This is a genomic window from Flavobacterium enshiense DK69, from assembly GCF_000498495.1.
Classification (GTDB): Bacteria; Bacteroidota; Bacteroidia; order Flavobacteriales; family Flavobacteriaceae; genus Flavobacterium; species Flavobacterium enshiense.
In genome coordinates, this window is record NZ_AVCS01000028.1 from 234,790 (window position 1) to 256,026 (window position 21,237).

General features: G+C 36.1%; 24 protein-coding genes. 5 read left to right on the forward strand and 19 right to left on the reverse strand.

Annotated features, from left to right (window positions below):
* Positions 1-22: 22 nt before the first annotated feature.
* From porD to FEDK69T_RS14365, 7 genes are all read right to left on the reverse strand, one after another.
* Positions 23-910, reverse strand: a complete 888-nt coding sequence (porD, locus tag FEDK69T_RS14335; protein ID WP_035630414.1) for a type IX secretion system protein PorD — start codon at positions 908-910, stop codon at positions 23-25.
* Entirely contained in the window at positions 903-2,111 is a 1,209-nt protein-coding gene (coaBC, locus tag FEDK69T_RS14340; protein ID WP_023574903.1) for a bifunctional phosphopantothenoylcysteine decarboxylase/phosphopantothenate--cysteine ligase CoaBC, read from the reverse strand. The genes porD and coaBC overlap by 8 nt, the downstream gene beginning before the upstream one ends.
* A gap of 9 nt (positions 2,112-2,120) precedes the next feature.
* Entirely contained in the window at positions 2,121-2,441 is a 321-nt protein-coding gene (locus FEDK69T_RS14345) for a DNA-directed RNA polymerase subunit omega (RefSeq protein ID WP_023574904.1), read from the reverse strand.
* Positions 2,442-2,447: 6 nt separating this feature from the next.
* Complete coding sequence (locus tag FEDK69T_RS14350; protein WP_023574905.1) at positions 2,448-3,254, reverse strand: outer membrane protein assembly factor BamD; 807 nt, start codon at positions 3,252-3,254, stop codon at positions 2,448-2,450.
* 172 nt (positions 3,255-3,426) lie between these two features.
* Entirely contained in the window at positions 3,427-3,936 is a 510-nt protein-coding gene (locus FEDK69T_RS14355) for a ferritin (RefSeq protein WP_023574906.1), read from the reverse strand.
* Positions 3,937-3,960: 24 nt separating this feature from the next.
* A complete protein-coding gene (gene dapA / locus FEDK69T_RS14360) occupies positions 3,961-4,842 on the reverse strand; it encodes a 4-hydroxy-tetrahydrodipicolinate synthase (RefSeq protein ID WP_023574907.1) in 882 nt (293 codons plus the stop codon).
* A gap of 2 nt (positions 4,843-4,844) precedes the next feature.
* Positions 4,845-5,363, reverse strand: coding sequence for a DUF6913 domain-containing protein (locus tag FEDK69T_RS14365; RefSeq protein ID WP_035630411.1), 519 nt, complete (start codon positions 5,361-5,363; stop codon positions 4,845-4,847).
* A gap of 48 nt (positions 5,364-5,411) precedes the next feature.
* Here FEDK69T_RS14365 and FEDK69T_RS14370 point away from each other — a divergent pair, with 48 nt between their 5' ends.
* Together FEDK69T_RS14370 and FEDK69T_RS14375 are read left to right on the forward strand one after the other, a co-directional pair.
* Positions 5,412-6,194: a 5'-nucleotidase C-terminal domain-containing protein gene (locus tag FEDK69T_RS14370; protein ID WP_023574909.1), complete on the forward strand. Its 783-nt coding sequence runs from the start codon at positions 5,412-5,414 to the stop codon at positions 6,192-6,194.
* An 11-nt stretch (positions 6,195-6,205) separates the two neighbouring features.
* A complete protein-coding gene (locus tag FEDK69T_RS14375; RefSeq protein WP_023574910.1) occupies positions 6,206-7,138 on the forward strand; it encodes a bifunctional metallophosphatase/5'-nucleotidase in 933 nt (310 codons plus the stop codon).
* Here FEDK69T_RS14375 and FEDK69T_RS14380 read toward each other — a convergent pair.
* The 8 genes from FEDK69T_RS14380 to rpsF all read right to left on the reverse strand — a co-directional run bounded on the left by FEDK69T_RS14380 (position 7,109) and on the right by rpsF (position 13,076).
* Positions 7,109-7,807: a hypothetical protein gene (locus FEDK69T_RS14380; protein WP_023574911.1), complete on the reverse strand. Its 699-nt coding sequence runs from the start codon at positions 7,805-7,807 to the stop codon at positions 7,109-7,111. The genes FEDK69T_RS14375 and FEDK69T_RS14380 overlap by 30 nt on opposite strands.
* Positions 7,808-7,855: 48 nt before the next feature.
* Positions 7,856-8,569 (reverse strand): lysoplasmalogenase family protein, encoded by a 714-nt coding sequence (locus FEDK69T_RS14385; RefSeq protein ID WP_162147255.1) that lies wholly within the window; start codon positions 8,567-8,569, stop codon positions 7,856-7,858.
* On the reverse strand, positions 8,559-9,275 hold the full coding sequence (locus FEDK69T_RS14390) for a hypothetical protein (protein ID WP_035630407.1): 717 nt from the start codon (positions 9,273-9,275) through the stop codon (positions 8,559-8,561). Before FEDK69T_RS14390 ends, FEDK69T_RS14385 begins: the two co-directional genes overlap by 11 nt.
* Positions 9,268-11,268 carry an NAD-dependent DNA ligase LigA gene (gene ligA, locus FEDK69T_RS14395; protein WP_023574913.1) on the reverse strand — a complete coding sequence of 667 codons (2,001 nt, stop codon included), beginning with the start codon at positions 11,266-11,268 and terminating at the stop codon, positions 9,268-9,270. Before ligA ends, FEDK69T_RS14390 begins: the two co-directional genes overlap by 8 nt.
* Before the next feature lie 81 nt (positions 11,269-11,349).
* Positions 11,350-11,823, reverse strand: coding sequence for a DUF6495 family protein (locus FEDK69T_RS14400; RefSeq protein WP_023574914.1), 474 nt, complete (start codon positions 11,821-11,823; stop codon positions 11,350-11,352).
* Positions 11,824-11,922: 99 nt separating this feature from the next.
* Complete coding sequence (rplI, locus tag FEDK69T_RS14405; RefSeq protein WP_023574915.1) at positions 11,923-12,366, reverse strand: 50S ribosomal protein L9; 444 nt, start codon at positions 12,364-12,366, stop codon at positions 11,923-11,925.
* A gap of 66 nt (positions 12,367-12,432) precedes the next feature.
* Positions 12,433-12,729: a 30S ribosomal protein S18 gene (gene rpsR / locus FEDK69T_RS14410; protein ID WP_007138295.1), complete on the reverse strand. Its 297-nt coding sequence runs from the start codon at positions 12,727-12,729 to the stop codon at positions 12,433-12,435.
* Positions 12,730-12,734: 5 nt separating this feature from the next.
* The gene (gene rpsF, locus FEDK69T_RS14415; protein ID WP_023574916.1) at positions 12,735-13,076 is read right to left on the reverse strand and encodes a 30S ribosomal protein S6; all 342 of its coding nucleotides are present in this window, start codon (positions 13,074-13,076) and stop codon (positions 12,735-12,737) included.
* A gap of 172 nt (positions 13,077-13,248) precedes the next feature.
* On the opposite strand from rpsF, the gene FEDK69T_RS14420 reads away from it, so the two are divergent.
* The gene (locus tag FEDK69T_RS14420) at positions 13,249-13,947 is read left to right on the forward strand and encodes a LytR/AlgR family response regulator transcription factor (protein WP_035630403.1); all 699 of its coding nucleotides are present in this window, start codon (positions 13,249-13,251) and stop codon (positions 13,945-13,947) included.
* Here the strand turns inward: FEDK69T_RS14420 and priA are convergent.
* Entirely contained in the window at positions 13,944-16,394 is a 2,451-nt protein-coding gene (gene priA, locus FEDK69T_RS14425; protein ID WP_023574918.1) for a replication restart helicase PriA, read from the reverse strand. The genes FEDK69T_RS14420 and priA overlap by 4 nt on opposite strands.
* Before the next feature lie 204 nt (positions 16,395-16,598).
* Between priA and FEDK69T_RS14430 the strand changes: the two genes are divergently transcribed.
* On the forward strand, positions 16,599-17,252 hold the full coding sequence (locus FEDK69T_RS14430) for a hypothetical protein (RefSeq protein WP_023574919.1): 654 nt from the start codon (positions 16,599-16,601) through the stop codon (positions 17,250-17,252).
* Between the two features lie 253 nt (positions 17,253-17,505).
* Here the strand turns inward: FEDK69T_RS14430 and FEDK69T_RS14435 are convergent, their stop codons facing one another.
* The 3 genes from FEDK69T_RS14435 to nadC all read right to left on the reverse strand — a co-directional run bounded on the left by FEDK69T_RS14435 (position 17,506) and on the right by nadC (position 19,999).
* Positions 17,506-18,075, reverse strand: coding sequence for a chalcone isomerase family protein (locus FEDK69T_RS14435; protein WP_035630400.1), 570 nt, complete (start codon positions 18,073-18,075; stop codon positions 17,506-17,508).
* Positions 18,072-19,025, reverse strand: coding sequence for a YihY/virulence factor BrkB family protein (locus tag FEDK69T_RS14440; RefSeq protein ID WP_023574922.1), 954 nt, complete (start codon positions 19,023-19,025; stop codon positions 18,072-18,074). Before FEDK69T_RS14440 ends, FEDK69T_RS14435 begins: the two co-directional genes overlap by 4 nt.
* 116 nt (positions 19,026-19,141) lie before the next feature.
* Positions 19,142-19,999, reverse strand: coding sequence for a carboxylating nicotinate-nucleotide diphosphorylase (gene nadC, locus FEDK69T_RS14445; RefSeq protein WP_023574924.1), 858 nt, complete (start codon positions 19,997-19,999; stop codon positions 19,142-19,144).
* 614 nt (positions 20,000-20,613) lie between these two features.
* Between nadC and FEDK69T_RS14450 the strand changes: the two genes are divergently transcribed.
* The gene (locus FEDK69T_RS14450) at positions 20,614-21,090 is read left to right on the forward strand and encodes a hypothetical protein (protein ID WP_023574925.1); all 477 of its coding nucleotides are present in this window, start codon (positions 20,614-20,616) and stop codon (positions 21,088-21,090) included.
* Positions 21,091-21,237: the final 147 nt, after the last annotated feature.

Here is a 21,237-nt window from a genome sequence, read left to right on the forward strand (position 1 = left end):
GAAGATAGATTAAAACACAAATTTAGTATTTTATATTATTCCATTTTGAGGAATTTAAAGGAGAAATCCTGTTGAGAGTATCCGATAAATCAGTGATGTCAACACTAGGTCCTCCTGAGAAAATATAGACGATTTCATCAGCCTTAGCGTCAAAAAAGACTCTCGTTAGAAAGGCATTCGGACGAACAGAATGAATTTTTGAAACCGTTTTTATTGCTTTGGTAATATTTTGTTTCGCCGTTTTCTGATCTTCAGCCATTTTATCCATACCCAACTGATGGTATTCATATAAAGCGTCACGATAAGGTGTAAAGGTATTTGACAACAAATCGTTTATCAGATAATATCGGTTTTGTTTTTTTTCTGTTTGCGTCCAACCTGCAGAACCACTTGATTGAGCAAGGTTCGCCATATTAGAAGCAGCTTCCAGGTATTTGGTACCTCCTTGATTTGAAAAAGTATCAGCGTCCAAACCTATAATTATATTAGCATAAAAAGCCACCATAGCTACTAAATTTGAATCATAGCTATTGGGATTGTAAATAAAGTTTTCAAATTCTACATACCTGAAATTAAACTCCTTATCATTATAGTTAAAAACAGGCGATGTATATGTTGAGTTAAAAACAGGCCTTGATGACTGCACCTGAAGCGTACATTGGAAATCATTATTATCATAGGACTGAACGGTAATGAACATACTGCAATCGATACGCTCATTATTGGCGAAATTCTTTGTTGACCATTTGGTGTTGTTGACAAACTCCCCAAGCGAACGCTCCAACGTTTTAAATATCTGCACATTAGACGCTGTAATCTGATCATAATTAACTTTTACGGTACACTTCAATTCCTGGCTATATCCAAAAAATGAAATAAATAAAAGTCCGATAAGAATCCAATTACGCATATTGTTTTACTATTTTATTAACGATATCCTGAGCTACTTCTTCTTTGGATTTTAAATCCATTGGTTCAATTACAAAATTCTTATCAATAAAAGTCACTTTATTGGTTGGCTTACCAAAACCAGCGCCTTCATCATTCAATGAATTAAGAACTATCAAATCTAAGTTTTTTTTCTGAATTTTCTGCTTTGCGTGTTCAATTTCATTTTCCGTTTCCAAAGCAAATCCGATTAAAAACTGATGTTTTTTTATTTCTCCAAGCGATGCAAGGATATCCTTTGTTTTTTCCAATTCTATGGAAAATGCTTCTTCGTTCTTTTTTATTTTCTGTGAAGCTACGTTTTTAGGTCGATAATCAGCTACTGCCGCGGCAGCTACTGCAACATCAACCTCATTAAAGTATTGGTGACAAACATCATACATCTCCTGAGCAGAAGTTACTCTTTCTACTTTTACCAAACCATGTTTTAGCTGAAGGTGTGTAGGTCCGGAAACAAGGATGACTTCAGCACCAAGATCGGCTGCAGCCCTTGCAATATCAAATCCCATTTTTCCTGTGGAATGATTTCCTATAAAACGAACCGGATCGATGGCTTCATAAGTAGGCCCGGCCGTAACCAATATCTTTTTGCCTTTTAAAGGAAGTTTGCTCTCTAGGTCTTTTTCCAGAAAAGAAACAATATTTTCAGGTTCTGCCATTCTGCCTTCACCGGAAAGTCCGCTGGCCAACTCGCCGCTTTCTGCAGGGATCATGATATTCCCAAAATCCTGCAAAGTTTCAAAACTAGCTAATGTAGATGGGTGTTTGTACATATCCAGGTCCATTGCAGGTGCAAAATAAACCGGACATTTTGCCGATAAATAAGTAGCAATTAAAAGGTTGTCGCAATTACCGTTCACCATTTTGGAAAGTGTGTTGGCAGTTGCCGGAGCAATGAGCATTAAGTCGGCCCAAAGTCCAAAATCCACATGATTGTTCCATTCGGCTTCTTCCTCTTCTTCATTTATAAAGGTAGAGTAAACCGGATTTTTGGAAAGCGTGGACAGCGTTAGCGGGGTAACAAAATCTTTAGAAGCAGGTGTCATGATTACCTGAACCTGAGCACCTGCTTTTATAAGTAGTCTAACTAACGTTGCTGTTTTATATGCGGCTATCCCTCCGGAAACACCGAGTAATACTTTTTTACCGCTTAAAACAGACATAGTTTCGTTTTATTGTTGATTAGAATCTCTGTAGTAGATTTTACCCTCTAACCACTCCTGAACTGCTAATGCATGTGGCTTTGGCAATTTTTCGTAAAACTTCGAAACTTCGATTTGCTCTTTGTTTTCAAAGATTTCCTCAAGACTATCATTGTAAGTAGCAAACTCCTCAAGCTTATCGATCAATTCTTTTTTGATTTCAGAATTGATTTGATTAGCTCTTCTTGCCATAATAGTAATCGCTTCATACACATTTCCCGTTGGCTCTTCGATTTTACTTTTATTGTAAGTTACCGTGTTTACAGGAGCTGTAGTCTTCTTTAAATCCATACTTAATTATTTAGAAAATTTTTGTAATTCAACATCAATTAGTGCCAGTTTTTCGTCGGCATCTTTTTTATACTTTGTATCTGCTTTATATCGCATTAAGCTTGCATGAGCAAGTTTTGCGCTATTCAAACGCTCTTCCATTTTAGAGAAAATACTCTTCATTGCATAGTTGTATGAAAAATCAAATTTATAATACAACGCTTCTTCTTTAAACTGTGTTCCCGGATAATCGGAAATAAAATTATCAAGCGCTTTAATACCTGCTTTGTAATCGTTTATCGGATTCTGAACCATTCCGTAAGCTTTAGCGATTTCGAAAGCCTTTTTCTCTAATTTATCTCTGAGTTCAACAATAATCTTGTTTGCCTCAGCAAAATATTCAGAGTTCGGATAATTATTAATGAACGTTTGCAATTTATCAATTGCTTTATCAGTATCCGTCTGATCTAACGAATAAACCGGCGATAACTTTGAGTACGATTTAGCAGATAAAAAATAAGCTTCTTCTCTGTGTTCACTTTTCGGATACGTTGCAGCGAATGATTCAAACTGATAGCCCGCCAAATAATACTGCTCTGTTTTATAATACGACTGCGCAAACATGTAAAACAATTTTTCAGCCTGAGGCTTACCCCTGTTAGGACCTGCTATCTGTTCAAATAAACGGATGGCTTTTTCATATTTCCCTTTCTCGTATTTCTGGGTTGCTATTTCATATTTAAAAGCTAAATCTTCTGATTTTAAAGCTTTTTGATAAGGACTGCAAGAAACAAACAATACTGAAAAAAGTAAAAAATATAAAAATTTGTTCATGTTTTTATTTTCGTTATTATGCCTCTACCCTCAATTTTCATTGATTTAAAAGCAACTGCAAAGTTAATTATTAATTATTGATAACAAAATCTTTTTTTTACGCCAAAAAAACAAAAGATGCCGGTTTAAAGGCATCTTTCGGCAAACGCTTTTTTAAAGCGTTTTATTATACTTATTGAGCTCCGTTTCCGTTACCGCTAAAACTCTTCATATCATTATCAAACAGATACAAACCACCTTTATCGTCACCAATCAGGTTTATTTTATCCAAAATAGTTCGAGCCGTTGCTTCTTCTTCTATTTGTTCCGAAACATACCACTGCAAGAAATTATGCGTTGCATAATCGCGCTCTTCCAACGAAACATGCACTAATTCGTTGATGCTCGTTGAAACCATAACCTCATGCTCATACAATTGTGTGAACAGTGCTTTAAATGATGAACAATCCAACACCGGATGAATTACCGCAGGGATTTCCGCTTCACCACCTCGCTGATTGGCATACTTTACCAATTTAAGCATGTGCATACGCTCTTCATCTGATTGTTTGTACATAAATGCAGAAATACCTTCAAAGCCCTGAACTTCAGCCCAAGACGCCATTGCCAAATAAATTTGTGAAGAATCCGCTTCTACCTTAATCTGTTTATTAATTGCCTCCTGAATAGTTTTAGATAACATAGCTTTACAGTTTTTAATGTTTTGCTAATTTACAATTTTCTTTACAAAAGCATCAAGTCGATTTGCTAAATCTTCGTTAACGTTCACCAACGGTAAACGCAATGTATTCTCCGACAAGCCTAACGATTTGAAAATTTCTTTTATCCCTCCAGGATTTCCCTGTTCAAAAATCATATCAATACTATCAGCCAATAAATAATGCAATTTATAAGCTTCATCTACTTTTCGCTGTAATCCCAAACGAACCATTTCTGAGAATTCTTTCGGGAAACCTTCTCCGATAACCGAGATAACTCCTGCCCCACCGGCCAAAACCATAGGAAGCGTAATCATATCATCTCCTGAAATCACAAGAAAATCTTTTGGTTTATCCTGAATTAATTTCATCGCCTGAACAATATCCCCTGCTGCTTCTTTAATTCCGATAACATTTTTGAAGTCATTCGCCAGACGCATTACCGTTGAAGGCAACATATTACTTGCCGTTCTTCCCGGTACGTTATACAAAATTACAGGTAGCGGAGACGCTTCTGCAACCATTTTGAAATGCTGATAAATTCCTTCCTGAGTAGGCTTGTTGTAATAAGGAGAAACTGAAAGAATAGCTGAAAAACCTGAAAAATCTCTAGTTTTCAACTCCTCAACCACTTTCGCTGTATTATTTCCTCCTACACCTAAAACCAACGGCAATCTTCCGTTGTTAGCCTCTTTAATGGTACTGATAACCAATTCTTTCTCTTCAGAACTAAGGGTTGCTGATTCGGCAGTGGTTCCCAGAACAACCAAATATTCCACACCTCCGTCGATAACATAATTTACGATTCTTTTAAGCGCTTCTACGTCAACAGAAAAATCCTTTTTAAATGGGGTTACCAAAGCAACACCCGTTCCCATAAATGATTGCATTTTTATACTTTGTTTAAAATTTTTAAATATTTGAATAATTCGGAAACAAATTCCTGATGCTTTTCAGCCATGGTTCCGATCATAAAACTATTCAGTCGTTTGTCGATTGTTGAAAATCCAACCTTAAACCCCGCTTTTGACTGCAACGTAACCAATTTAAGTATCGGTTTTTCGACATCATAATAGCTGATCAGCATATCAACCGGTTTCTGAATAAAATCAGACACTTCCTTTTTTTGAAATTCCCCTTTAAATGAAACATTTCTTCTGGAGAAAAAAGGATTTTCAAAAGTTTCTCTTTTTTTGATCTGATCCTTATATATCAAAACATCGATTGCATTCCGTGAAATACCTCCGGCAACCAGATCCTCAATCAGTTCACTTTCTTTTGTAAAATAACTCTCATCAATAAGCAAACCGACTGTTTGTATTTTTTCCTGAGTAACGTCCGGCTTATAATTTAACAAGGATTTTTTAATCAAATTTTTAATCACAAAATCCTTCATAAATCTTAAAAACATAGTAATTTTACTTAAAATACGTATTAAACTAACTAAGACACATTACGGATGGTAAAGTTAAGAAAGTATTACCGTTTTAGCACATTATTTATTACAGCTTTTTCGGTTTTTTTGTTGGTTTCCTGTGGCGGAAACAAATACTATAATTCCAAAATTGAAGGAAAACAAATTGCCATTACCGAGCAAGCCGGCGAAGTAGCAGCGATTGATAATTTCATAAAACCCTATCGCGAACACATCGATAAAGAACTCGACAGCGTTTTGGCGTATGCTCCGGAAACGTTAGATAAAAGCAAAGGAGAATGGCAAACAACCATTGGAAATCTGATGGCTGACATGACTGTTGAAATGGTCAATCCTATTTTTGTTTCCCGCGAAAATAAAAACATCGATATCTGTCTTTTGAACCATGGCGGTATCCGCGCCGTTTTACCTAAAGGAGATGTAACAATCCGAACAGCTTATGAAATAATGCCTTTCGACAACAGCGTAGTGATTGTTGAACTCAAAGGAACCGAAATCCGTGAAATGGCTAATTACATTTTGAAAGAAAAAAAACCCCATCCTCTTAATGGATTGAAAATTGTTGCCGATAAAAAAACTTTGGCTGTTAAATCTTTGACTGTAAACGAAAAACCTCTTGAAGATTCTAAAACATATTATGTGGTTACATCTGATTATTTATCAAGCGGTGGAGACAACATGAATTTCTTTAAGAAATCAGAGAAATTATACGATATGAACTACAAACTGAGGCATTTGATAATAGATTACTTCAAAAAAGTGGATACAATACCTGTTATCAGCTCAAAAAGAATTATCCTGGAATAAAAAATTGTACGATGAAAAGAAGAGCTTTCTTAAAAAATACCGCAGCCAGTTCAGCACTGTTAACTCTGGGAGGATTATCGTTGAGTAGTTTCGATACTCCGGATTCGATATCGGTTAAAACCAAAAAACTGACCATACTTCACACCAATGATGTTCACAGCCACATCGATCCTTTTCCAGCCACTGATCCAAAAAATCCAAATCTGGGAGGCATAGCAAGAAGAGCTGCCATCATAGAAAAGATAAGAAAAGAAGAAGAAAATGTACTGTTGCTTGATGCAGGCGATATTTTCCAAGGAACTCCATATTTCAACTATTATGGAGGTGAATTGGAATTCCGATTAATGAGTATGCTTCAATATGATGTCGCCACAATGGGCAACCATGATTTCGATAATGGTGTAGATGGTTTTTACGCTCAACTGCCTCATGCAAAATTTGACTTCGTTTCTGCCAATTACGATTTTAAAAACACCATTCTGAACGGTCTTGTAAAACCATACAAAATCATACATAAAGACGGAATCAAGATTGGCATTTTCGGCCTAGGGATTGAATTACAGGGATTGGTAAATAAACAACTTTACAAAGAAACTGTTTATAACAACCCGGTTGAAATCGCCCAGGATATGACGCGCATCCTGAAACAGGAAAACAACTGTGACCTCATAATCGCCTTATCACACTTAGGTTATAAGTATCCCAATAATCCCGAAAAAATCTGCGATGTAACTGTTGCACAAAAAACAAAAGATATCGACTTAATCATAGGCGGACACACCCATACTTTTCTCGATAAACCGGTGATTGAAAAAAATATCGAGGGAAAAGAAATTCTGATTAATCAGGTAGGATGCTACGGACTTAATTTAGGAAGGATAGATTTCTATTTCGACAAAAAGAACAAAGCAACATCAAATTCCGGCAGAAGCATTATAGTTTAATTGTTTCTTTCGGTTTTTCATCATCAATACACTTCGATAGAAAACGTACTGTGAAACGGAGTATGCAGCAATTATCATAGGCCTGAAAATCGGAATTGAAACATAATAGAAATCAACTACGACTAAAAATTGCATAAAAGTTGCAATAATCACACTTATAAGGATATAAGTATTCACTTTGTCTGAGTAGATAAAATAGTTTGCCATAACCAAACCGCCTATTGCTATTACCAGAGCGCCGTTAATTATAAAGAAGATGTATGCCTGACCTAAACTATCACTGATAAGCCCAAGAACGGTTATCGACAACATTAAAAAAGGCAACGTCCCAATTATAAACGGCGTGGATTGTGGAAACCTGAATTTTTTAATCAGCAAAAGAAACACAAATAACCTGCTTAAAAAAGTATTGAAAGCCCCTACAATAAACATTGTTTTACCAGCATTGATAAAACAAATATTTGCAATCCAAATAAAGAAAAGGGATAATACAAAATAACGATTTATTTTAGTTTCGGTTCTAATATACATCAAAACCAAAACAGGCATCAACAATGGCTTAAAAACATACAACAAAGGAGAATATTTTAAATATTCCGCATAAATCAAAATTAAGCTTATAACCACATAAGCCAGCGCTAGTACTTTTGTTAATTTATCTTTTCCCATTTAGAAATCCATTCCTATTCCATTGCTTAGGTTCTAAAACAACTATTATTACGTGTTTTTTATATAACTATTATTACGATTTCTTTGTCTGCTTTTTTTCGTCAGAAAGTACTTGGTTAAATAATAGTATGACAAAACCTGAGCTAAGTTATTCACATACTCCAAAATCTCTATTTCAAAATAATCTTTTTTAAGAACGTAAAAAACATCAGAAATTATAAATGACAAACTCGCTAACAGCATAAAGGTCGTATATCGAGACGGAAGCATAATATAGTTCCATGATGATATAAAACCAATTAACACCAAAACAACTCCGTAAATCACTAACAACCAAACATATTCTGTTCTGGAGGCCATCACAATATCCATTAAGCTAACTTGTAAAAAAACAAGCAAAAAAATACATATCAGCAAAACCAGCAAGTGGGTCCTATTGACAAAATGATATCGTATCCGTATAAAATCATCAAAAATCCCTTTGAAATAAATAAGATAACCCAAAAGAAAGAGCGATATAATTAACGGAAAAAAACTATCGGGATCGATAAGCGTTATCATATCACAAGCGAAAAACAAACTGACAATAGCCATGTAAACCCAGTTCACTATCATCTTTTTTTCCTGCAAATAATAAAACACGATTGCTGGTACAATAACAGGTTTTGAAATCAGCATCAACTCTGTATTATTAAGAATTACTGATAACATAAAAACGGCGCTGGCAATAAAATACAAAAGCAAAGCTGGCTTATTCATCATCCTCATCATAACTCAATTGGCTTGTATAATGGTTTTGGTGCAAAAAGTATTTTACCAGAAAATAAAAAGAAATAACCTGGCAACAAACATTGATATTTATAAACACCTGAAAATGATCGTAATAATTGTAAAGTATATGAAACAAATCGCTGATGATAAAACAGATGATCGTCATCAAAACAAAAAAACTTGCTGTATTATTTTTAAGGATGTAGTACATCAAAATCGCAACACTTAACAACATTAATACTACCCCATAAACCATCAGCAAACCAAAATTGGAACCTGAAGCATTAAAAACGAGCGACATAGCAATATAAAGTAAACTCACCAAAATGGCTATAACTGTAAAAACGGTCAGGATTTTTAAATTCGAAATTTCTGGATTCTTAATTTTCAGCAAATCCCCGGTAACACTGAAAGTCAGTATGGAATAAGCAAAAAGATTCAATAAAATTAACGGGATAAGTAGATTTTTACTGTCAACAAGAATAATCATGTCACCTACAAAAAAAAGCAACAAAATCAATGAAGACATTAGTTGAGGCTTTGATTTGCTTTCCTGCCAATAATAAAAATAAATGGCCGGAAAAATCATTGGCTTAAATAAAAGCGCAAATGTATCATCCCATTGAAAAGCAATGGAGAAAACATACATCAGTGATGCCGCAAAATATAACAGTAAAGCAGGTGTGCTTTTATTCATTTATCATTTTTATAAAATCATCCTCGCTGATGATCGGAATATTCAACTGATTTGCTTTTTCAAGTTTTGCAGGCCCCATGTTGTCCCCGGCAACCACAAAATGCGTTTTTGCTGAAATGGAGCTCCCAACTTTCCCACCGTTATCTTCGATTGCTTTCTTTAAATCATCGCGTGAAAACTTTTCGAAAACACCTGAAACCACAAAGGTTTTGCCAGAAAGAAGATCTGAGATTGTCGTATCAGCTGTTGCCAATACTTCAAGTTGAACACCGTAACTTTTCAGTCTGCCAATAATAGCCCTATTTTCTAGATTATCAAAAAATTCAACCACACTTTGGGCGATTTTTTCACCTATTTCGTCGACTAAAATCAACTCCGTTAATGAAGCAGAAGCTATCGCATCTATGGATTTATAATGTTTTGCCAATTTTTTTGCAACCGTTTCACCCACGTAACGGATTCCCAAAGCGTATAAAACACGTTCAAAAGGAATGTTTTTCGAATTTTCAATCCCCTTTACCATGTTGTCAGCCGATTTTTCAGCCATACGTTCCAGTGGAATAATCTGCTCTTTTTTCAGCTCGTATAAATCCGCATAATTGGTAACCAAATCATTATTATAAAGCAAGGCGACCGTTTCCCCTCCCAAACCTTCAATATCCATTGCCTTACGGGAAATGAAATGCTGAATTCGGCCTATGATCTGAGGTGGACAACCGTAATAATTCGGGCAATAATGATTTGCTTCTCCTTCTTTACGTTCTAACTGAGTCTGGCATTCCGGACAATGTGTTATATAATTTGTGACCTCCGAATTCTGGGGGCGTTTATTCAAATCAACCGCAACAATTTTAGGAATGATTTCCCCTCCTTTTTCCACAAAAACTTCGTCACCAATACGAATATCAAGTTTTTCAATCTGATCGGCATTATGAAGCGAAGCTCTTTTTACTACGGTTCCTGCCAACTGAACTGGCTCCAAATTGGCAACCGGTGTAATTGCTCCTGTTCTTCCTACCTGATAGGAGATCGAATTTAAACGGGTTGACACCTGTTCTGCTTTAAATTTATAGGCAATAGCCCAACGTGGTGATTTTGCAGTATAGCCTAATTCATCCTGTTGATGCAGGTTGTTAATCTTCACTACAACCCCATCGGTTTCATAAGGCATTTCATGGCGGTGCTTGTCCCAATGATTAATAAATTCAAGGACCTCATCCATATTTTTAGCCAAACGGGATTGGGTCGGCACTTTAAAACCCCATTGACGTGCTTTTTCCAGACCATCGAAATGAGTGGCAATTGGCAAATTATTTCCAACCAAAGAATACAGTAAACAATCCAACGGACGTTTGGCCACTTCCGAACTGTCCTGTAATTTTAAACTTCCAGAAGCCGTGTTTCTTGGATTTGCATACGGAGTTTCGCCGATTTCAATCAGATCTTGGTTCATTTTTTCAAAACCTGCAAAAGGTAATATGATTTCTCCCCGGATGTCAAACTTCTGCGGAAAATCACCTTTCAGTTTAATTGGAACTGCTTTTATCGTTTTAATATTATTGGTTACATCATCACCCTGAAATCCGTCTCCTCTAGTGACTGCTCTTTTCAGTTTTCCGTTTTCATAGGAAATATTAATAGATGCACCATCATATTTAAGTTCACAAGTATATTCAAGCGGAGCATCGCCTAAAATCTTACGGGCGCGTTTCTCCCAATCCAGTAAATCTTCTTTTGAATAAGAGTTATCCAGTGAATACATGCGGTATTCGTGAACAACGGTTTCGAAATTTTTAGTAACCGTCCCTCCTACTCTTTGCGTAGGTGAATTTTCATCAAAATATTCGGGGTGTTTTGCTTCAAGTTCTTGAAGTTCTTTGAGTTTTATATCAAATTCGTAATCGGAAATCGTGGGATTATCCAATACATAATAGTTATAATTATGCTGATTAAGTTCGTCCCGGAGGGCTTGAATCGTCTGCAAAACATCCATAAAAAAGAAAAATTGGCTAGATTAGTTTGATGCAACTAATTTAAACCAATTTTCCGAATATCCTTTTTTAAAACAGTAAAACTATTGCTCTAAAATACCGTTCATCTGCTCAAACAATTCACCTTGGGTAAAAATAGCACCCTGTTGAATTAAATTGAATATTTCCGTGTTTCTGTCGTCTGCAAAAACTTTCTGGCCGCGCTGAATTTCAACATTATCCGTAAACAAATTATCACTCAGCCATTGCAAACCTTCTTTTTTAAGCAGATCCACTTCCGGTATCAGGGAACGAATAATAATCGTCATCATATGAATCTCGGTACAGTGGAAAAGGAAAATATAATTTTTAGAATAATGCTCCAGGTATTTCGCATTACCCAAAACCCCTTCCCAAATCAAATCGGAGAAAACATCAATTTCCTGTTCGGCTACTTCCGGTGTTTTATTCTTGATAGAATCCCATTCACTTTTGTCAATAGACTGTGAAGCCAGAAAGTTAATAAATTCCGGGTGCAGTTCTTCCAGCTGTTCCTTTGTAAGACGTGTATATTTCATTTTGAATCCGAAGTGTTTTGAATCGGGTAATCGAAAGTTATAAAGTTATAAAAAAAGTCCCGATTTACATCGGGACTTTTCTACTTATCTTTTTAGAAATTAAGCTTGTTCAGCGATAATTTCGTAAGCTAATTCAACGATTACATCACGGTGTAAACGAACTGAAGCAGTATATTTACCAGTACGTTTAACGATACCTGAAGTGATGAATTTTTTGTCGATAGATTGACCGTTTTTCTCTAAAATCTCAGCGATGTCAGCATTAGTAACTGATCCGAATAATTTCTCACCACCTGCTTTAGCAGTAATCTTGATATCTAAAGCTTTTAAAGCCTCACCGATAGCTTTCGCATCAGCAACGATTTTAGCTTCTTTGTGAGCTTTTTGTTTTAGGTTTTCAGCCAAAACTTTTTTAGCAGAAGGTGTCGCTAAAATAGCAAAACCTTGAGGGATTAAGAAGTTACGACCGTAACCTGGTTTTACAGATACTACGTCATCTTTAAATCCTAAATTCTGAACGTCTTGTTTTAAAATAAGTTCCATGTTGTTGTCCTTATGTTTTAGAAGTTAGGTTCCATTTGACCGGAAACCAACAACTGTAATTTTTAATTATTTTAATAAATCGGCCACGTATGGCATTAAAGCTAAGTGACGAGCTCTCTTAACAGCTACAGACACTTTTCTTTGGTATTTTAATGAAGTTCCAGTTAAACGACGAGGAAGAATTTTTCCTTGCTCGTTAACGAATTTCAATAAGAAATCTGCATCTTTATAATCGATATATTTGATTCCAGATTTTTTGAAACGACAATACTTTTTAGTTTTGTTAGTTTCTATATTTAAAGGCGTTAGATATCTGATATCTCCGTCTTTTTTTCCTGAAGCGGATTGTTGTAAAGTTGCCATAATAATTATGCTTTAGCTGCTTTTAATTTTGCTCTTCTTCTTTCTGCCCAAGCTACCGCGTGTTTGTCTAAACTTACAGTTAAGAAACGCATAACTCTTTCGTCACGTCTGAATTCAGTTTCTAAAGCGATTAAAATCTCTCCAGATACTTTGAATTCGAACAAATGGTAAAAACCACTTTTCTTGTGTTGGATTTCGTAAGCCATTTTCTTTAAGCCCCAATCCTCTTTTGACACCATCTCTGCTCCTTTAGAAGTAAGAAAATCTTCAAACTTGCTAACTGTTTCCTTTACCTGTTGTTCAGATAAAACGGGATTCAAGATGAAAACAGTTTCATAATGATTCATAGTAAAAATATTTATTTGTTATAAAATTGGGTGCAAAAATAACGATTTAAATTTAACCTGCAATACCATTTTAGGTATTTTAGACGAAATGCAACTTTTTCACATATTTCTTTTGGATATTGAAACAATTTAATTATTTTTATTTCGATAATAACTCTTAACCACTAAGCTTATGAAAATAAATTGTATAGTAGTTGATGATAGTAGCATCCAAAGATTGACAATTACCAAATTGGTAAACGACAACCCAAATCTGGAGCTTGTAGGCGAATTTTCTAATGCTGTGGAAGCCAAAAACTGTATCACAAACAAGAATGTGGATTTGGTTTTTTTGGACATCGAAATGCCTGTCATAAATGGTTTCGACCTTTTGGACGGTTTAAAAGCAAAACCGCAGGTAATTTTCATTACCTCAAAGGCCGAGTATGCGGTAAAAGCATTTGATTATGCCGCGACGGATTACCTTCACAAACCCATTACACGAGAACGCTTTGCCCAGGCCGTAAAAAAAGCCATTAGCATGATCTCGTTAAGTAAAGAAAACGGTGGTGAAGAAGAAAGCCCTCATATCTTTATCAAGAGTAACCTAAAAAAACTGAAAATTTACATCTCACGAATCAAATGGATCGAAGCTTACGGCGATTATGTTAAAGTAATCACCGAAGAAGACAATCACTTGGTTCTATCAACCATGAAAGCCTTTGAAAACGAATTACCTAAAGAAAAATTCATCCGTGTTCACAAGTCATTCATTGTAAACATTGATAAAATTGAAAAATTCAACAGCAAATTTGCAGAAATCGGTTCGAATAAAATTCCGTTGAGCCGCAACAAAAAAGAAGACTTGGTAAAAGCTATCGAAAACGGTTAATAATTATCGACATTAATTGTAACTTTTATAGCTCTATATTGAGCAATTGCCTCAAAACTATTCAGTACGCGCTGGATAGTTTTTTTTGTTTGTCCCAAATGGTTCTGATTCGGAATCTTAATCAGAATCGTTCTGATATATTCATTGCGAATACGACTTATAGCCGGTTCTTCCGGACCCAAAACAGGAATCTGCAATTGCTGTACCAAAACGTTATACAACCATAACGAACCTTCCTTCAGCTTATCAAAATCCCTGTGCTTTAACGTTAACTTTACCAAACGGTAATATGGCGGATATTTGAAATTATGACGCTCATACACAAGCTCATTATACATCCCGTTATAATCATTGTGCGTTACCTGCTGAATGATATTGTGGTACGGATTATAGGTCTGAATCATCACTTTTCCGGATTTCTCACTCCTGCCCGCCCGTCCGGCAACCTGCATCATCATCTGGTAGGCCCGCTCGTGTGAACGGAAATCCGGTTGGTTCAGCATATTATCAGCATTCATCACACCTACCAATGTTACATTATCGAAATGCAATCCTTTGGCCAGCATTTGTGTGCCCACCAAGACATCTATTTCCTGATTCTTAAACGAATCAATAATTTTCTCGTACCCAAATTTACCTCTTGTGGTATCCTGATCCATTCTTCCGATGGTTTTTTCCGGAAACAGCTTCTTGAGTTCAATTTCAATCTGCTCCGTACCAAAACCTTTTGTTGACAAATCCACCGACTGACAGGCATGACAATGCGTTGGATTCGCAATCGAATGGCCACAGTAATGACAACGCAATTGGTTTTTAAATTTATAATAGGTCAAACTCACATCACAGCTTGGACATTGAGGCACGTGTCCGCATGTCATACATTCCACAAAAGGAGAATAACCGCGACGGTTCTGAAACAAGATTACCTGTTCTCCTTTAGATAAAGCTTCCGTCATCGCTTCCAACAAATCATCGCTGAAATGCCCGTTCATTTTCTTCCGCTTATACTTGTCTTTTAAATCCACCAGATAGATTTGAGGCAAAACAACATTTCCGAAACGTTCAAAAAGTTCAACCAAACCATATTTTTTTGCCTTTACATTATGATAGGTTTCCAGACTCGGAGTCGCAGAACCCAGTAGCACTTTAGCTTTGTGCTGGGACGCCAGAACAATGGCTGCATCACGGGCATGATAGCGTGGTGCAGGATCGAATTGCTTGAAAGTCTGTTCATGCTCTTCGTCGATAACTATCAGTCCTAAATTGGAGAATGGCAAAAACAACGCCGAACGGGCGCCGATGACAATCTTTGCCTTTTCAGAGTTTTGCAGCACCTGATTCCACACTTCTATTCTTTCGTTATTGGAGTATTTGGAATGAAAAACCGCCACCTGATTACCGAAATAGGCCGTCAACCTTGTTACCAGTTGTGTGGTTAACGCTATTTCAGGTAGTAAGTACAAAACCTGCTTTCCCTCACTGATACATTCTTCAATCAGTTTGATGTAGATTTCAGTTTTACCCGAAGCTGTCACGCCATGCAGTAAAGTAACCGCATGTTTTTCGAAACATTCTTTAATTTCATCAAAGGCTTTTTGCTGCGGAAGGCTCAACTGAAATCCCGTCTCATCATCTTTTTCAAATGAAACCCGATCTTCGGCTATATAATATTCTTCAAAAATTTCCTTGTCAACCAATGATTTCACCACAGCCGAAGTACTTCCTGAAATCTCCAGCAGCTGCTTCACAGAAACCGGTTTTTTTTCTTTGGCATTCAACTGAAAATAATGCATAACCAGTTCGCGTTGCTTTTGGGCACGTGAAAGGATTTCCATTAATTCCGATAATTGCTCCTGCTGCAAAAACTCTTCCTGTAAACGAATGTAACGCGTTAGTTTTGGCTTATACTTTTCAGCAACTTCTTCCTGAAGAACCAAAACGTTTTTTGTCAGCATCGCATTTAAAACCGGAAACACGTTTTTCTTCCCAAGAATAGAAACGATATCTTCCACTTTTAAAGCCGATTGCTGTTGAAGAGCCTGATAGATAAGAAATTCACTATCTGAAAGCTCACTACCATCAATCTCCGATTCTTTTTTAGCCGAAATGATGGTTTCGCTTTCCAAAAGAAATCCGGATGGCAAAGCACTTTTAAACACTTCACCTATGGAACACATGTAATAGTTTGCAATCCATTGCCAATGTTCGATTTGAAATTCATTGACAACCGGCGCTTCGTCTAATATCTGATGAATCTCCTTAGCCTGATAAAGTGTTGGAGCATTCTGATGTAAATCAATAACCAAAGCCGTATAGATTTTGCTTTTCCCGAAAGGAACAGCCACACGCATCCCCTTTTTGATGTACTGGTACTCAGCTTCCGAAACCAGATAGGTAAAGGTCTTGGGTAGGGCTAACGGTAAAACGACTTCGACAAAATGCGGCATAGATTTCTTTTGAGTTACAAATATAAGTTACCGGAATTTATTTTGGATAGTAATTCATGAATTTAAAGTCAGTGATGTTAGTGGCTAAAAACCGGTCCAATCCACACCTTAAGTCACCAAAAACAACACATAATCAATTAGTTACAATAGCTAAACGGGTTTTATTTCGTAAATTTGATAAATAAAATCTCAAAATTCGAAAAGATGAAAAAGTTTATTTTACATATGTCGATTTTTGTTTTTTTAGTTGTTACTGTAATTAGCATAAAATGCTCGGTTGAAGGGATAACCTTTCCTTCAGATGATAATATTGGCGAAACGAAAACCATTAAAGTCAAAGAATACAAAACCAATTTACCTATATCAGGCGCAAAATTTACTACCTATTATTGTAAAGAGCATGATTTTGAATTTGGAGGTTGTCTCGAAGAGGTAGCATTGTCAACATGCACAACAAATAATAATGGCGCTTGTAATTGTGCTTTTCCTGAAAGGTCATTTAATCGAATCTCCATAGAACGTAATGATTATTGGTCAAAACATTTTCAGATTGAATCCAATAATGTGTATACACTTCAACCACAAGCCTGGGTTACCATCAACTTTAACACCGAGACTGAATACCCTGCTACAAGTCAATTTTTCATTAGAATTAATGGCGAAATTCAAAGTATACCAATTAGCATCCAAGCTGTCAACAATTCCACTAGGGTTTTAACAGTATTTGGAAATGAAGAAAACAGAGTGGTTTGGGAGCTGCGTGAAACATTTAATATGACTTCTCCACTTCTTAATTCAGGAAATTTCACATTAAATCCTAAGAAACTTGAACATTTGAAATACACCTTACATTATTGAATATCCTGATATTTATAGGCCGACTGCGATATATTGTTACAAACCGTAAGAGCTAACCCATCCAAAACATTACCGAAAAGTTCAAAAGTTTCTTCCCTTAGCCCTGATGGAAGCGACATCCTTTTGTGGAGCTTTAGCGGAACAAAAGATAAGCGGACAGCAGGAACATGGAAACCAAAGAAGCCTGAACGGTTCGCTTCAAAAACAAAAAAAACTGCCCAGCGGACAGTTCTTTCAGTTATATTTTAAAAGGCTATTTGCCTAACATCTTTTCTTTAAGATTTTTATCGGCCGGTTTTCCTGACAGCCATATTCCGAATAACGCTTTTTTGAAATCGGTACCATCGATAACCCCTTTTTCTTTTCCGTTTTTGGAAACCACTACGCCTTTTCCGGGTACATTTACAATATCAAATACGTCGCCTTTTTTAATTTCATCTTTGAAACAAGCTTTAAACTGGGTGATTTTAGCTTTTATAGGTGCTGTATTTTTATTGGTTGAATTTTCAAATCCTTCATTTACGGCATCGATCATTTTTTCGCTAGTAATCATTCCGGAAATAATGGTCAGCTTAATGGCCGCCGGATCAGCACTATTGATGATTTCACCAGCATTATTACTCTTTTTTGAAAGATACAAAGCGCCCACATATAAGTCAATCCACATTTTTTCGCGGATTCCTGCTCCGTTGAGCACTAAATTTTGTCCTTCGAGCGTTACCTTTTGCGCTACTTTAACTCCGCCCACTTCAGTTGTCTGAGCTGTTGCCGAAAATAAACCAACTACGGTTACCAATAATAAGGTTAAGAATTGTTTTTTCATAATGGCTGTTTTTTGTTTTTGTTTCCGTTAAATATAATATTTTTTCTTTTATGATTATTGATTATTGCATTCAATTCGAATCCCAATAATAAAATCATACAGTTAATCCATATATAAAACATTAAAACAAGAAGCGTACCAATTGACCCATACAATTCGTTGTAGCTTGCAAACCGCACCACATAAATTCCAAACACATAAGAAGTCACAACAACCAAAACAGTTGTTAACATGGCTCCGGCATTAAAAAAGGGAATCTGTTTGGTTTCCCTGGTACCGTATTTGAACAAAATAGAACTCCCCACGAAAAGCATTATCAAAAGGAAAGCGTTTCGCGCCCACCAAACCAGTAAAGCATCATCCAACTGGAACTTGTTTGAAAATTTCTGAACAAAAACTTCGGAAATTACTATCGAAGATATAGTTATGATGAGCAGAAAAGTAAAAATCAGCGACAAACCAATGGCAATGGCGTATTGGCGGAAATAACCTCTTTTTATCTCGATGTGAAGCGAAGATTCAAATCCGCCCAGAACAGCATTTAAACCGTTGGACATCAAGAATATCGACATAAGAATACCAAAAGAAAGCAAGCTCTTGTAGGAGTTGTTCATAATATCCTTAAGAATAGTTTCTATTGCGTCATAAGTGTTTGGTGGCACGCTGTCTGCCACAAATTGCAGAAAATCTTCCTGAAAACCTTCCAATGGGATATACGGAATCAAATTCAGAATAAACAGTGCAAACGGAAAAAGCGCCATGAAAAAGCTGAAAGCAATGGCGGCGGCACGATAGGAAAAAGCACCCTGGGCAATTCCGATTCCGTACAATTCCAATATTTCATAGAGGGACGTACCTTCCAAACCCGGAACAGTAACTTTTTTGCAAAAAGCCATGAGCTTATTGAGCACCGGAATTTTCTCGATATATTCTTCTATTTCTTTGGACATTTTTTTATAAAAAAGGGTTAAGGGATAAGAAAAAGGGATAAGTGTAAAAGGAACTACTTATATTAAAAATAGCTACTTTTCCCTTATCTCTTACTACTTTTCTCCATTGTTCATATTTATATAGCTTTCAGACTCAAATCTAAATTATAAATCGAATGGGTTAATGCTCCGGATGATACAAAATCCACACCACATTCTGCAAATTCGCGTACTGTGGTTTCATCGATTCCACCAGAAGATTCCGTCAGACATTTATCACCAATCATTTCCACCGCTTTGCGTGTAGCTTCAAAATCGAAATTATCCAACAAAATTCGATATACACCTTCACTCTGAAGAATTTCTGCAACTTCATCCAGATTACGGGCTTCAACGATGATTTTCAAATCAAGGTTGTTTTCCTTCAAATAAGCGTTCGTTTTCTCAATTGCCTTGGTAATTCCGCCCGAAAAATCAATATGATTATCCTTTAACATAATCATATCGTATAAAGCAAAACGATGATTTTCACCCCCGGCAATCTTAACGGCCCATTTTTCAATGGCGCGAATGCCCGGCGTAGTTTTTCGTGTATCCAGAATTTTAGTTTTAGTACCCTCCAACAAATCCACAAATACTTTAGTTTTAGTGGCAATAGCACTCATTCGCTGCATGGCATTCAGCACAAGACGTTCCGCTTTAAGAATGGATTGCGAACTTCCCGAAACGTGAAACACGACATCGCCATATTTCACCTGTGCTCCATCGTTGATAAAGACTTCTACTTCAAGATTCGGATCGACAAACTGAAACACCATTTTGGCAAATTCCACTCCGGCAATTATTCCGTCGTCTTTTACCAAAAGTTTCGCTTTGCCGGTGGCAGATGCCGGAATACAGGCTAACGAGCTGTGATCGCCATCTCCCACATCTTCCCTGATGGCATTTGTTATTATTATTTCGAGTTCCTTTTGAAACTGAGCTTCTGAAATCATATTCAAACAATTTAATTGCTAAAATAAAACATATTTTTAATCTCACAGCAATATTTTCGTCAAGTTTTCCTCCATTTGTCAGTCATTTTTTCAACAAAAAACAACTATTAAAAGTTATTGTTGAATTCAGAGACTATCCTATTTACAGAGGAATACTCGTTGGAAAAGTATGTACCCAAAAAATTTCACTGATCAACAGAAATAAAATTCAACGCTTAATTTATCAGGTAAAACTAAAAGCCTACAATCTGAATTTCGTCAGTTAATAATCTTCGAATTTATTGGAAAAACGACATCGCATACAATCCCTACAAGAATTACCAAAACATAACAGTCTAAAAACCAACCACTTCCACTCCATTTTTTTCGATAAAAACATAAGAAAAATCGTTAATCTTCATATTTATTTATAATCAATTTCTTACCTTTGATAATGTTGCATTGTAAAAAAAATACTAAAAAAAATATTAGTTATTTTTTGAAAAATACCTACAAAACATTTATAACATTCTGACTACAGATAAAATACACTAAAAAAACGTCAAAAACAAAGTATGCAACAGGGATGCTGAAAACTGAATAGAGTAAGCTTTAAACATTTTAAATAACTTAAAATGAAAAAAGTAACAAAAATTGAATGGACTTTCCACACTTCTAATCAGGAAGGAAGTGGAACAGATTCACAAGTAACCATCAAAATATTTAGAGATGGTGACCTGCTGGCTTTTATTAACCAAGAACCAGGCGAGACAGCTCGTCTAGACAGGGGCGAGAATGGAACATATTGGTGGGTATTTAAAAATCCAACCAGACTTGGGACTGCAGAATCAGGACAAGTGGTTCCTTACACTGAAAATTTTCCAAACGGAGTTCAAGGACATTTGAAAGTTCAATTCGAAATATGGGGAGATGATGCCTGGCGAATTGGAACAATAGAAAGCAAAGTAGTATCAGGGGAAAAGGTAGGAATACCCGGAACTATTGACTCCTGGAGTTGGAAAGAAAGTTCAGAAAGTTTTGTATTTAATGGGGAGGATGTATTGAGCAGTAACAGTAGCGAAGGCATTCGTAAACTTAATTTAAATTACTAATTAATATCCTACCGCTTCAGAGTTATTTGGATATACAGCATGACCACACAACAAAGCATTTACAAAACATAGGTTGTTGCAGTATAATTTGGCTAGTGAAAGAAATTTAGCAATTATTATTTAAACGATACCATTAAAATACCGGCT